This is a genomic window from Clostridium sp. B9 (assembly GCF_050509515.1).
Taxonomy (GTDB): domain Bacteria; phylum Bacillota; class Clostridia; order Clostridiales; family Clostridiaceae; genus Sarcina.
On sequence record NZ_JBNWKA010000003.1, the window covers coordinates 481,180 to 494,746 of the forward strand.

10 protein-coding genes and 1 riboswitch are annotated in these 13,567 nt (G+C 28.9%); of the genes, 5 read left to right on the plus strand and 5 right to left on the minus strand.

Going from position 1 to position 13,567, the window contains the following annotated elements; translation table 11 throughout:
* Positions 1–95 precede the first annotated feature (95 nt).
* Positions 96–713 (minus strand): DedA family protein, encoded by a 618-nt coding sequence (locus tag ACQZHJ_RS02265; protein WP_430483922.1) that lies wholly within the window; start codon positions 711–713, stop codon positions 96–98.
* Positions 714–827: 114 nt separating this feature from the next.
* Positions 828–3,479, minus strand: a complete 2,652-nt coding sequence (locus tag ACQZHJ_RS02270; protein WP_430483923.1) for a cation-translocating P-type ATPase — start codon at positions 3,477–3,479, stop codon at positions 828–830.
* A gap of 537 nt (positions 3,480–4,016) precedes the next feature.
* On the opposite strand from ACQZHJ_RS02270, the gene ACQZHJ_RS02275 reads away from it, so the two are divergent.
* The 5 genes from ACQZHJ_RS02275 (at position 4,017) to ACQZHJ_RS02295 (ending at position 10,084) form a co-directional block, all read left to right on the plus strand.
* Positions 4,017–4,808: a TIGR00266 family protein gene (locus ACQZHJ_RS02275; RefSeq protein ID WP_430483924.1), complete on the plus strand. Its 792-nt coding sequence runs from the start codon at positions 4,017–4,019 to the stop codon at positions 4,806–4,808.
* Between the two features lie 205 nt (positions 4,809–5,013).
* A riboswitch (purine riboswitch) is annotated at positions 5,014–5,115 on the plus strand.
* A gap of 149 nt (positions 5,116–5,264) precedes the next feature.
* Positions 5,265–5,837 carry a xanthine phosphoribosyltransferase gene (locus tag ACQZHJ_RS02280; RefSeq protein WP_430483925.1) on the plus strand — a complete coding sequence of 191 codons (573 nt, stop codon included), beginning with the start codon at positions 5,265–5,267 and terminating at the stop codon, positions 5,835–5,837.
* Positions 5,838–6,232: 395 nt separating this feature from the next.
* The gene (locus ACQZHJ_RS02285) at positions 6,233–7,180 is read left to right on the plus strand and encodes a DMT family transporter (protein ID WP_430483926.1); all 948 of its coding nucleotides are present in this window, start codon (positions 6,233–6,235) and stop codon (positions 7,178–7,180) included.
* 338 nt (positions 7,181–7,518) lie between these two features.
* Complete coding sequence (locus ACQZHJ_RS02290) at positions 7,519–8,466, plus strand: DMT family transporter (protein ID WP_430483927.1); 948 nt, start codon at positions 7,519–7,521, stop codon at positions 8,464–8,466.
* A 232-nt stretch (positions 8,467–8,698) separates the two neighbouring features.
* Positions 8,699–10,084: an APC family permease gene (locus ACQZHJ_RS02295; protein WP_430483928.1), complete on the plus strand. Its 1,386-nt coding sequence runs from the start codon at positions 8,699–8,701 to the stop codon at positions 10,082–10,084.
* Between the two features lie 69 nt (positions 10,085–10,153).
* On the opposite strand, the gene ACQZHJ_RS02300 is transcribed toward ACQZHJ_RS02295, so the two are convergent.
* From ACQZHJ_RS02300 to ACQZHJ_RS02310, 3 genes are all read right to left on the minus strand, one after another.
* The gene (locus ACQZHJ_RS02300) at positions 10,154–10,867 is read right to left on the minus strand and encodes an ABC transporter permease (protein ID WP_430483929.1); all 714 of its coding nucleotides are present in this window, start codon (positions 10,865–10,867) and stop codon (positions 10,154–10,156) included.
* Positions 10,860–11,774 (minus strand): ABC transporter ATP-binding protein, encoded by a 915-nt coding sequence (locus tag ACQZHJ_RS02305; protein ID WP_430483930.1) that lies wholly within the window; start codon positions 11,772–11,774, stop codon positions 10,860–10,862. The genes ACQZHJ_RS02300 and ACQZHJ_RS02305 overlap by 8 nt, the downstream gene beginning before the upstream one ends.
* A gap of 237 nt (positions 11,775–12,011) precedes the next feature.
* A complete protein-coding gene (locus ACQZHJ_RS02310) occupies positions 12,012–13,352 on the minus strand; it encodes a DUF389 domain-containing protein (protein ID WP_430483931.1) in 1,341 nt (446 codons plus the stop codon).
* Positions 13,353–13,567: the final 215 nt, after the last annotated feature.

A 13,567-nucleotide genomic window follows, 5' to 3' on the forward strand; every position in this document is an offset into this window, starting at 1 on the left:
AATATAGAATTGAAGTTAATATAATTTAGAGAAGCTATATAAAAAGTAGATAATAAAACTTTTTATATAGCTTATTTTATTTGTAATGAGATTTATTATTTATTCTTATTCTTTTTATAGAATTTAAAATATAGAAATATGATAATGGATAGAATTATTATGCCAATAGTTGCGAAAGTATATTTTTCCATTATAGAATTTATAAGTTCTAAATTATCACCTATAAAGTATCCAAGAGATACAAGTACTGTATTCCATAGGGCTATACCAATAGTTGAATAGGTAATAAAGTATTTTAAACTGAAATTTTCAGCACCAGCTAAAAGTGATACATATGTACGTGTCAATGGCACAATTCTAGCTAGTAGCACAGCAGGTTTTCCATATTTTTTAAACCATTTATTTAAGGCTAACATACTTTTTTGACTGCTAGGAAGCTTCTTAGCTAGCCAGTTCTGAAGTGGAACACCACCATAAAATCCAATAGCATAACATATTAATGAACCTAATATACCACCTATTATGCTGAATATTAATACTCCAGCAAATGAGAACTCACCTTGGGCAGCACTAAGTCCTAAGAAGGTTAATACAACTTCACTTGGTAGAGGAAAACAAGCATATTCTAATCCAACAACTAATAAAATACCTAGGTAACCAAATGAACCAATTGTATCTATTAAAAAAGTCAATATAGACCCTAAAATTTCCATAAAAAACCTCCGATGTTAAAATGTATTTTGGGTAAAGTTAGAGACCATGCTAATGCACCACATTAACATGGTCTCTCAAAAAAACATATATAAATTAATTGGTGTAAACTTTTATTAAGCGGCTTTATTTACTGAATTACTATTAGAAGTTGATTTTCCACTTTTAATCTTTTCTACTATGAATTTGCCAGCTTGTACAATTACGAAAGTACAGAATGATAATCCATATATAGTTAATAAGTTATTTAATGTAAGTGGAGCAACTTGGAATAATCCTTCAAATATAGGAACTAGAAGTACAATGTTTAAAAGTACAAATCCTATACCAAAAGCACCCCATAAATATTTATTAGAGAATAATTCTTTTGATACAACATGTTTTTTAGACTTACTATTAAATCCATGAACAAGTCTTGATAAACATAGAGTAGCGAAAGCCATTGTACTAGCTAATGCAGGGCCACCTTGATTTAATCCAATATGGAATGCTGCCATAGTAACAATAGTGATAACTATTCCCTCAAATATTACATCAGTAACAAAGTCTTTAGTTAAGATAGATTCTTTTGCATTTCTAGGTTTTTCTTTCATAATATCTTTCTTATGAGGTTCAAGACCTAAAGCAATAGCAGGTAAACTATCTGTTAAAAGGTTTATAAATAATAAGTGTACAGCTGCGAAAGGTACTGGTAATGCTAATATTGAAGCATAAAGCACTGATAATATACCAGCTGTGTTACCTGATAATAGGAACTTAATAGCATTTTTAATGTTTCCGTAAATATTTCTACCATTTTCAATAGCTTTTACTATAGTAGCAAAGTTATCATCAGTTAATACCATTGAAGCAGCATCTTTAGCAACTTCTGATCCTGTGATTCCCATTGCAACACCGATATCAGCTTGTTTTAATGCAGGAGCATCATTAACTCCATCACCAGTCATGGCAACTACATTACCTTTTTCTTGCCAAGCTCTTACTATTCTTATCTTGTGCTCAGGAGAAACTCTTGCATATACAGAGATATGATCTACCATATTTTTAAGTTCATCATCACTCATTTTATCAAGTGCAGCACCTTCAATAGCTTCACTTTCATCTTTTAAAATACCTATTTGTTTAGCAATAGCAGAAGCCGTTATTTTATGGTCTCCTGTTATCATTACTGGTTTGATACCTGCTTCGATACAAGCTCTAACAGCTTCAGCAGATTCTTCTCTAGGTGGGTCCATCATTGATATAAGACCGATAAATGTTAAATCATCTTCATCTGAAAGTTTTATATCAGTTCTACTTTCAATATTTTTATAAGCAAATGATAAAACTCTTAATCCAGTTTTAGAGAAGTTCTGGTTTATTTCTTCTATTTTAGCTATATCTTCTTTAGTTATAGGTCTTACCCCTTCAGAAGTTTCAATCTTAGTAGATCTCTTTAAAAGTACGTCAACAGCACCTTTAGTAGCTATTATATTTTCACCATGAATGTTATAAACAACACTCATAAGCTTTCTATCAGAGTCAAATGGAATTTCTCCAAGTCTTTTATAGTTTTCTCTTTCAACTAGTTCATCGACACCATATATGTCTCCTAAGTTTACAAGAGCAACTTCTGTAGGATCACCAATTTCTTTTTCACAATCAGTAACTGCATCGTTACAAAGTAAACTCATAAGAAGTAGGTCATTATCTATTTTCTTTTCTAGATTTAAATCATTAGATTCAATAACTTGTCCATCAACAAAAATTTTCTTAACAGTCATTTTATTTTGAGTAAGTGTACCAGTTTTATCTGAACAGATTATAGATACACTACCTAAACCTTCAACTGCTTGTAATTTTCTTATAATAGCATTTTCTTTAGCCATTTTTTGAGTTCCTAAAGAAAGAACTATAGTTACTATTGAACTTAAAGCTTCTGGAATAGCTGCAACTGCTAAGGCAACAGCAAACATAAATGCATCTATAAGAGCTTCGCCTCTATACATACTAAGAGCAAATACTACAGCACATATAATAAGAATTGCTATGGCTAACTTTTTACCGAAATTATCTAAGTTAACCTGTAGAGGAGTTTTCTTTTCTTGAGTATCATTTAATAATTGAGCGATTTTACCTATTTCAGTATCCATACCAACTGAAGTAGCTAAAACAGTAGCCCTACCATAAGTTACTAAGCTTCCAGAGAAGACCATGTTTTTTCTATCACCAACAGGAACTTCATCACCTCTAATTATTTCAGACATTTTTATAATACTTTCAGATTCACCAGTTAGTGAACTTTCATTGACTTGTAGACTATAGTTTTCAAGGATTCTACCATCAACAGGAACATAGTCTCCAGCTTCTAAGAATATGATGTCTCCCACTACAACATCCTTAGAATCTATTTCAATTTTTTCACCATTTCTAAGAACTTTAGTAGATGGTGAAGAGAGTGCTTTTAAACTACTTAAAGATTGTTCAGCTTTTACATGTTGAACTGTACCTAGAGTAGCATTAACTATTAGTACGAATATAATAACTGCAGCACTTTCAATATCGCCTAAGAACATTGATATACCAGCAGCTACTAAAAGAATTATGATAAGCATATCCTTAAATTGATCAAGGAATACTTGAAATGTAGATTTCTTTTTACCTTCTACCAATTCGTTTTTACCATATTTTTCTTTCATGCTTTGAACTTGAGAGTCATTAAGGCCGTCCTTGTTTACTCCAAGTTCTTTAAAAAGTTCTTCTTTTGATTTTGAATAAACTTTTTTCATACTATTATCTCCTTTCAATTTTATAAATTATTAGTTAATGATGATTTCTAAGAAATAATATCTATGTATAGGAATCCAAAAAAATAAGACTCCTAATATAATCTAAGGTATAAAAATAGATAAATTATCTATAAAATAAAATCCCTTAGATTATATTAAAAGTCTTGTAACCAAAAATATTGGTGCATAATACCAGGTAACTTTTCGTTAACCGCGTTGTTGATATTATAACTTGTAACTACTCCCTCTTAACACAATAGATACTAAATATTAGGTTTAATATCATATTATATCTCTTTGAGTTATGTGTCAACAGATTTTTGTTAAAATTTTTCAAAAAGTATTCGACTTTATATTCCTAATTTTAAAAATCATCTTAATAAATACTATGTTTAAAGTTATTACAATGTGAATATAGATTTGGATTAAAGCCTATATTTAAAAAAGAAGAATATAATAACTTGTGTAGAATTAAATATTTATGATAGGATAATTTAAAATAATCGGCGAAATAAAATTGTGAAGGAGATATTTATTATGAATGCACATGAAATTGATTTTAAACTTTATGGAGATGATATGCAGTTTGTTGAGATTGAATTAGATCCTAGGGAAACTGTAGTAGCTGAAGCTGGTGCTATGATGATGATGGATAACAATATTGAAATGGAAACTATTTTTGGTGATGGAAGTGGAAAACAGGGTGGTTTGTTTGGAAAGTTAGGTGGAGCTGCTAAGAGAGTACTTACCGGAGAGAGCTTGTTTATGACAGCTTTTACAAATGTGGGAGGAACAAAAGAGAAAGTTGCTTTTGCATCACCTTATCCAGGGAAGATAATTCCTGTTGATTTAAGGAACTATAGTGGAAAATTAATATGTCAAAAAGATGCATTTTTATGCGCTGCTAAGGGCGTTAGTATAGGAATAGATTTTAGAAAGAAGTTAGGAACAGGTTTCTTTGGTGGAGAAGGATTTATTCTTCAAAAATTAGAAGGCGATGGATTAGCTTTTATACATGCTGGAGGAACTATTGTAAGGAAGCTGCTTTTACCAGGACAAAAATTAAAAGTTGATACTGGATGTTTAGTAGCTATGACAAGAGATATTAGCTATGATATTGAATATGTTAAAGGAGTTAAAAATGCTTTGTTTGGTGGGGAAGGTATATTCTTTGCTAGCTTGGTTGGACCTGGTGAAGTCTGGATTCAAAGTTTGCCATTTAGTAGATTAGCATCTAAAGTATTTGCATCAGCGCCACAGGTTCCAGGTTCTAGAGATGTTGGTGAAGGTAGTATTTTAGGTGGGCTTGGAAACTTATTTCAAGACTAATTAAATTATTTTAGTGAATTATACATTAGAGTGGAATTATAGGTTGTAATAAATTAAAATTCTAGTTATTTATTCATTAAAAATGTATATTAATAACTAGAATTTTAGATAGAAATATTGTTTAAAAATTATCATTAAAATTTATTGATAGATATGCCTTTACATTGAGAGAATAAGTAGTTATAATACTACTTAATAACTTAATATGTACTTGTTTTAAGTATATCGTATATGCTCGACAATATGGGTTGAGTGTTTCTACTAGGAGGCCGTAAACATCCTAACTACGAATATATTGGTGATTTCTATAATTTTATGAGATTGTTATATATTCCTAGGCCTTTTTTAGGTCTAGGTTTTTTGTTTGGTATATTTTACATAGTTAGAATTTTAATAGTTAAAGGGATTATTAATTGTACGTTGGGATAAATAAGATTATTAGGGGGAGAAAATAAGATGGAAGCATTAAAAGAGAAGATATTAAGAGAAGGAAAAGTTAGAGAAGGTAATATTTTAAAGGTTGATTGTTTCTTAAACCACCAAATGGATATAAGATTTTTAAATGAAATCGGTAAAGAATTTAAAAAGAGATTTGAAGGTGAAAAGATTGATAAGATACTTACAATAGAAGCTTCAGGTATTGCTATAGCTGGAATTACATCACAGTATTTTGATTATGTGCCAGTTGTGTTTGCTAAGAAAACAGAGAGCTTAAACTTAGATAAAGATGTTTATGAGTCAAATGTACACTCATTTACAAAGAAGAAGGATTACAAAGTTAGAGTAGGAAAGCAATTTTTAAATAAAGGTGAAAAAGTTTTAATTATAGATGACTTTTTAGCTCAAGGGTGTGCAACTAAAGGAATGATAGATTTAGTTCAGCAAGCAGGAGCTGATCTTGTAGGAGTTGGAATAGTTATAGAAAAAGGATTCCAAGATGGAAGAAAAGTGTTAGAAGATTTAGGGGTAAGAGTTGAATCTTTAGCTATAATAGATAAGTTAGATAATAACAAAGTTTATTTTAAGTAAGCAATTAATTAGTTTAAATTAGATTTTATTTTTAGTGCGTGTTGATTTCTAGATATATCATTATAATAACTCAATTTTAAAAAGAGTAATTATTGGCTATATCTAGAAATAAACATTGGTTTAAACATAGTAAAATAGTAAAGGACTTTTTGATACAAGATATCTTAAACTTGTATCTTTTTTATGGCTAAAATAAGGTAGTTAGTGTCCTAAGTATTATTTCGATAATGCTTAGGACAAGTCTTTGTCTAAAACTAGGAGTTTACTGATTATTTACTACAAAGTATTTTGAATAGTTTAAAAATATTTGTCTTAGGATTGAAATTTTGATTTTGAAGTACTTAATTTAAGTGGTGCTTTGAGATAATAGAAAAATTAATGAATGGAGTGTGGAAATGAAGGAAAGAAAAAAAGAATTAAAAGGAATTTACTTAGTTCTAATAGCAACATTCTTTTGGGGCTTTTTAGGGATAAGTAGTAGAATACTTCATAATGGAGGTATTAGTGTAACTGCAATAACATTTTTTAGATGTTTCTTATCTGTAATAGGTATAGTTGTATGGAGTGCTCTGTATAATAGAAGTGCTTTCAAAATTAGCAAAAGAGGACTATTAGCAGCACTTTTTTATGGGATAGTAGGATTTATAGGATGTTTCTTCTTTTACAATTTTGCTGTAAGTAGAATACCAGTATCAGTTGTAACGGTATTATTATTTACAGGAACAGTATGGGTTATATTGTTTGATGCTTTATTATTCAAAGAGCCAATAACACCTAAAAAGATTGTTGTAATGGTAGTTACAATAGTTGGATGTATATTAGTTGCAAATTTATTAAATAGTAAAGTAAGATTAGATTTAATAGGTATAATTGCAGGGCTAATTACAGGAGTATGTTTCTGTTTGCAACTGGTAATACCAAAATATTTTGAGAAGAAATATAAAAAGGACTCTTTAATAATTTATGGATACATATTTGCAAGTATTTTTATAGGACTATTTACTGATTTTGGAGACACATTTAAAGTATTATCAAATAGCAATAATATTTGGCCATTAGTTTTTAATATATTATCAATAGGATTTTTAAGTACATTTATATCAAATACTTTTTATGTAAAATCAACAGAATACATATCAGCAAGCTTAGCTTCAATACTTGCAGCTATGGAACCAGTTTTATCTAGCATATTTGCATGGATATTACTTGGGGAAGTAATGAATCTAGCTCAAATAATAGGGGCTTTCTTAGTTATATTAGCAGCATTAATTTTAGAAACTGACTTTGAAGCAATGAAAAATAAGATATTTAATAAAGAAAATGCTAGGGGTGGACTAGCTTAGTTTAAGAATGTGTAATTAATTAAAAGACCATAATGAGAACTGTATCAAAAAGAAAGCATTTGATACAGTTTTTTTATTTGATGAATAAAATGATGTGTATAATTTCAAAAAAAGCTATCAAACTGACAACTTAATATTGAGTATAAAGTTTCTAATTTTGTCTTTAAATTAGATTATAAGCTAATTTGAGTAAAACTGAGTTAGAGATATTAAAACAAAGCAATATGATAGAAAATGAAAGTTAACAAATTAAAAATGTCATTTTTAGAACTTTTAAAAAAACTTAATAAGTATATAATAGAATTTGTGTTAAAAACTTAGAAGAAGAGGAATTTATTATGAGCAATAAAGAAAAAGGAGTAGGATTAGTTTTAATAGCAACATTGTTTTGGGGCATAATGGGAATAAGTAGCAGGATATTGTATCAAGCAGGATTAAGTACAATGTTCATAGCTTTTTGTAGAAGTTTTTTATCGGCTATTTGTTTCTTAATATGGGTATTGATGACTGATAGAGAGATTTTGAAAATAGATTTTAAAGGCCTAGCTGTAGCCGCTTTATATGGTGTAGGAACATTTGCTTTATGCTTTGTAGGATACAATTTATCTGTAGAATATATTCCTATATCTGTAGCAACAGTACTTATGTTTACAAACTCAATATGGGTTACAGTCTTTGGAATTTTATTCTTCAGTGAGAAGTTTAACTTAAAGAAAGGCGTTGTAATAATACTAACTTTATTAGGATGTATCATGGTTTCAAATATGTCTTTTGGTCATTTAAGCATGAGTGCAATTGGAATAGTAGCTGGTCTAGGTACAGGCTTCCTATTCGCTTTCCAAATAATATTTCCTAAATTCTTTTCAGACTATAGAAAAGATACACTGCTTGTTTATGGATATATATTTGCCAGTGTGTTTTTAGGAGTTTTTACAGATTTTAAAGAATCCTTTAGTATAGTAATGAATTCACCTAATATTTATATGGTGATTTTAAATATACTATCTATAGGTATTTTAAGCACATTTATTTCTAATACATTCTACATAAAATCAACAGAGTACATAGAGGCTAGTGTTACAAGCATACTAGCTTCATTAGAACCTGTTTTATCAAGTGTATTTGCATTTTTAATATTCAGAGAGATGATGAATACTAAACAAGTATTAGGTGCAGTAATGATAGTTATTGCAGCAATATTATTAGAAGTAAATTTAGATAAAATCAATATAAATAATATTTCTAGAATTATGAATTCTAGAAAATCTAAAATGGTTAGTAGATAATTTATAATATGTATTTTAAAAAATCCCTGACTTAAAATAATTTATTATAATTTTCTAATAGGTCTCCTGTATATATAAATATATGGGAGATTTTTTTGATTAATATATTTTATAAAAATGAATAAAGTGTTAACATGGTGATGTGGAGTAATTGTATGAATCTTTAGGGAAAGTTAATTTTATGTGAGTTTAGGCTTTAAGAAATTAATAATTAAAAAAGGGTGATTGATTCATGAAAATTTTCAGGAAACAAAATTTGAAGAATTTACTGAGTAAGGCAAGTGAAAATAAAGAAAGATCATTAAGTGCTTTAGATTTAACTCTTATGAGTGTAGGTTCTGTAATAGGTACAGGTGTTATGGTTTTAACAGGAATAGTTGCGGCTAAACAGTCTGGGCCAGCTACTTCAGTAGCTTTTATAGGGGGAGGAATAGCTGCTGCTATAATAGTTTTATGTTATGCAGAGTTTAGTTCAAGCATACCTAGTGCTGGCGGATCATATTCATTTACTTATGTATCTTTAGGGGAGATTATTGCATATATAGCAGGTCTTTGCATAGTAATTGGATATACACTATCTACAGCAACGGTTGCTTCTGGATGGGGAGCATATCTTATGAGTTTGTTAAATACCTTAGGAATAAAGTTACCAAAGACTTTTACTGCTATTCCTAGTGATGGAGGAATAGTAAATTTACCAGCAATGTTATCAATATTATTAATAGTATTTATTATATCCTTAGGAACTAGTGAAAGTAAGAGAGTAAATGACATTATGGTTTTTATTAAGATTGCAGTCATTGTACTATTTATAGGAGTTGGTGCATTTCATGTAAATCCAAGCAACTGGCATCCATTTGCTCCATTTGGAACTAAGGGGATAATAACAGGAACAGCCTCATTATTCTTTGCTTATTGTGGATTTGATGCTACGGCATCAGCAGCAGAGGATGTTAAAAATCCTCAGAAGGCACTACCATTAGGATTAATAAGTTCATTAATTATTTGTACAGTGATATACATAGCAGTTTCTTTAGTTCTAACAGGAGTTACTTCTTATACAAATTTAGATGTAGGAGATGCATTATCTTATGCTCTAAAATTGACTGGAGAAAATGGAGTAGCCTTTGTAGTATCTTTAGGAACAGTAATTGGAATACTTGCAGTAATATTTGCAGGAAACTTTACCACATCACATATACTTTTGGCTATGAGTAGAGATGGATTATTACCAAAACCATTTAGCAAGGTAAACAAGAAGGATGTTCCATATGTAGCATTATGGACAGTAGGAATAATAGGTGCATTTTTAGCTGGATTCTTTAATCTTGGACAATTAGCTAACTTTGCTAATATAGCATTCTTACTTACATATACTTTGGTTTGTATATCATTAATTGCTTTTAGAAAGAAATATCCAGATGTTAAGAGAGGATTCAAAACACCTTTGGTACCATTAATACCAATATTAGGTGCAGGAAGTTGTTTGTTTTTAATGGCAAATTTAACAAAAGAAACTTGGATTATATTTTTAGTTGTTTTGGTAATTTTAATAATTAGCTACTTAATTTACGGAAGGAAACATTCTTTAGTAAATGAGGGCAACTCAAATTCATAGAGTCATAAATAATAAAACTTATAAATTCTTTAAAATATATTAGAATTTATAAGTTTTATTTATATTTTACTAATCGGTTTTTAGTTTTTTTAATCTAAATATACTTATTACAATGCAAATAATAGTTATTAAAATTAGCAATAATAGGTTCATTGAAAATGAAGAACTACACATGGATTTAAAAGCTATGGTACTAGGTAATATTGAACCAAGTTTTTCAAGAAAGCTTGGAAGCATTTCAGTTGGAAACATAATTCCAGAAAGCATTATTGAAGGTAAAAAAACTATTTGTGATATCATTGTTAGCTTTGAGATACTTTTAATAAACAAGCCTAAAACTAAACCTATGCTTAGTGAGGAAATTATAAGTAAAGCTAGTGATAAAAAGTAATTTGACAAGTTTAATGGAACAGTTGCTTTGAAGGTTATAGGTGCAACAAAAAATATTAGTGTTGAAACTATAAAAAGGTGTATAAAAGCTGAAATGAAATTATTAATTAATTCAATCCAAAGAGGAATATTTCCAACTACATACATTTTCTTTATATCACTATTAAAAAATTCAACCAATGGATTTGGAAATCCTATTATAGCTCCCATTGTAATAGCAAATATAGTCATTGATGGAATTAGGGTCTTATATGCATTAGGGTCAATAGAGGTAAAGATTCCACTCATGAATGTGAAAAATATTAATGGAACAACGTAATAAACTAATAATATATTTTTATTTCTTAAGTCAAGTTTAAAGTTAAGAAGTATTCCGTGCAAAATTTTATTCATTATCTTCACCTCTTGTAATATTAATAAAGCATTCTTCTAAGGACGCTTGTTCTATCTGCATATCTTTTAATATTAAATTTTCTTCTTTTATTAGGGAAAGTAATTCAATAAGAGCTTCATGGATGTTATTTGTTTCAAAACAATAATAATTTTGATTTAATCCTAGGTATTTGGAGTGTAGTAAATATTTTGGAGATAAAGGTGAATTTAGAAAGATTTTTATCTTATGAAGTTTATTTAGAGTAGTTGTAAGGTCTAATGGACTTCCATTAAAAATTATATTTCCATCCTTTAAGATAGCTATTTTATCACATAAAGCCTCAACTTCTGCCATATCGTGACTAGCTATTATCAATGTCTTTCCTTGAGATTTAAGCTTTCTAATAGTTTCATGCAAAGATATTCTGCTTTCTACATCTAAACCTGCCGTTGGCTCATCAAGTATTATAATATCAGGATTTCCTACAAGAGCTAAGGCTAAATGTAGTCTTCGTTTTTGACCAGTAGAAAGTTCTTTATATTCTTTGTTTAAAAGCTTTGTAAGTTCAAAGCTTTCTATGAGTGATTTATCAAGTATTGTATTATTCCATCTTGAAAAAAGATGGAGGGCTTCAATACATTTTAAATTGTTGTGAAGGGATGAATTTTGAAGCTGGACTCCTAGTTTTCCATTTATAGATATTGAACCACTATCATAACTTTTAATGCCTTCAATACATTCTAGAGTAGTTGTTTTACCAGCACCATTAGTTCCTAGTAAAGCAAAGATACTTCCTTCCGTAACTTCAAAGGATATTTCATTTAACACTAAGCTATTTCCATAACTTTTTTTCAAGTTGGATACTTTAAGTTTATTATTCATATTTTTAGCTAACTCTCCAACAGTAAATAGATTTTTACATTTCATAAAATCACCTCAAAAATTCTCTTTGTAATATTATGCTATCATATGACCTTACGTCATAAACAATAACTATTTGTAAAAAATGTAAATTTTATTTATTTTTGGAAAGCAAAAAAGGGCATTGACAAGATGCCCTTTAACAACAGAAAACAGTTAACACAAAAAGTGTATCAACATGAATACAATTTTCATTAACTTACAGAATTAGTATATCATCATTTGAAGTAAATATAAATAATTTTAATCAGGATTTTTGGATGTAGAATTTGTCTCAGAATTTACAGTATCCTGGTTGTATTTCTCAAAGTAAACTTTGGTTCCTTTAAGAGTGTCATTAGAAAGAATATAATTCTTTATTTCATCTTGATTTATGTTATCACTTGAATACTCAATAATCATTACAGGTAGTTCATTATCTAAAACACCACTATATATTTGTTTTATATCTTTATAATTTTTATATAGATAAATTGTAGTGGATTGAAGGTTTTTGCTAATAGCGCTATTTGAACCAGTATTTGTTTGATTATTTGAATTAGCATCTTTATTTATTTCTAAATCTCCTATAAAACCTGAATTTTGTTCTTTTATTTTTTCTAGGTAGGATTGAATATCTGCAACTGGATTATCCTCCTGCTGAATTCTAAGTCTATAATCTTCAAAACCATAATTAGTAAGTGAGTTTTGTAATTTTTCCTCTTGAGCCTTACTAATTATATTACCTATAACGACAATATCAATAGTTTTAGTTTTGGTATCTATACTCTTATTAAGCACATATTGAGATGGCATTTCATTTTGTATGAAATTACTTAAATTTGAGTTGTTTATAGATTCTTTTACCATGTTTGCAGCAGAAATAGCACTTGGAATAGTAACTATTATTGTAGCCGTAATAATTAATTTCTTAAATTTCTTTGCTTTTTCAGGGCTTAGAGTTGTTCTTGTAGGAATTCTCATAAGCTTAACACCTATTAAAGTTGAAAGTGCTATGAAAAATGAATTAATAAAAAATAAATATCCAGCCCCTAAAAATATATCCATGTTTCTTGTAGCTAATCCATATCCACTTGTACAAAGTGGAGGCATTAAGGCAGTAGCAATTGCAACTCCAGGAACTACATTACTAGATTTTTTTCTTGTTACTCCAACTATTCCAGCTAAGCCACCAAAAAATGCAATTAATACATCCCAAATATTTGGAGTTGTTCTAGAGAGAATCTCACTACCAGCACTTGAGATTGGACTAAGATGAAAATAAAGTGTAGCAGTAGTTATACTTATTAGGATTTCTATAGATAGTATAAATAGTGATTTTTTTAGTAGTTTTAAATTATATATACCAACAGAGTAACCTATGCTTATTATGGGCCCCATAAGGGGTGAAATAAGCATTGCTCCTATTATGACAGCTGTAGCGTTCATATTTAATCCTATTGAGGCGATTAGTATTGCACACATTAGGATTATAAAATTAGCTCCACCAATATTGACTCCTTCAATCATTGTTTCATGAATGTCATCAAAACTTGCTTGATCCTTGGTAAATTGTTTGAAAAAATTTTCCTTAGTAAATGACATAATAAATCCTCTTTTCTTAACAGTAAATTTATTAATTTTACTATATTTTAATAGAAAAATTATATTATGTCGATTAGTGTTTTAATAATAAAGCTTTCAAGTTAAAGATAATTTTAGAATTAATATATATTTCAGGTGTAAAGTGAGCCATATTTATAAACCTTTTTTCATGTTAATATTATTTTATTTATGGGAAATTATTCATAATAGAATTA

What these genes read in the sequence shown, in the direction of transcription:
- ACQZHJ_RS02275 (WP_430483924.1), top strand. Translation starts at nt 4,017, where the DNA reads ATGAATGCACATGAAATTGATTTTAAACTTTATGGAGATGATATGCAG.
- ACQZHJ_RS02280 (WP_430483925.1), top strand. Translation starts at nt 5,265, where the DNA reads ATGGAAGCATTAAAAGAGAAGATATTAAGAGAAGGAAAAGTTAGAGAA.
- ACQZHJ_RS02305 (WP_430483930.1), bottom strand. Translation starts at nt 11,774, where the DNA reads ATGAAATGTAAAAATCTATTTACTGTTGGAGAGTTAGCTAAAAATATG.
- ACQZHJ_RS02300 (WP_430483929.1), bottom strand. Translation starts at nt 10,867, where the DNA reads ATGAATAAAATTTTGCACGGAATACTTCTTAACTTTAAACTTGACTTA.
- ACQZHJ_RS02290 (WP_430483927.1), top strand. Translation starts at nt 7,519, where the DNA reads ATGAGCAATAAAGAAAAAGGAGTAGGATTAGTTTTAATAGCAACATTG.
- ACQZHJ_RS02270 (WP_430483923.1), bottom strand. Translation starts at nt 3,479, where the DNA reads ATGAAAAAAGTTTATTCAAAATCAAAAGAAGAACTTTTTAAAGAACTT.
- ACQZHJ_RS02310 (WP_430483931.1), bottom strand. Translation starts at nt 13,352, where the DNA reads ATGTCATTTACTAAGGAAAATTTTTTCAAACAATTTACCAAGGATCAA.
- ACQZHJ_RS02285 (WP_430483926.1), top strand. Translation starts at nt 6,233, where the DNA reads ATGAAGGAAAGAAAAAAAGAATTAAAAGGAATTTACTTAGTTCTAATA.
- ACQZHJ_RS02265 (WP_430483922.1), bottom strand. Translation starts at nt 713, where the DNA reads ATGGAAATTTTAGGGTCTATATTGACTTTTTTAATAGATACAATTGGT.
- ACQZHJ_RS02295 (WP_430483928.1), top strand. Translation starts at nt 8,699, where the DNA reads ATGAAAATTTTCAGGAAACAAAATTTGAAGAATTTACTGAGTAAGGCA.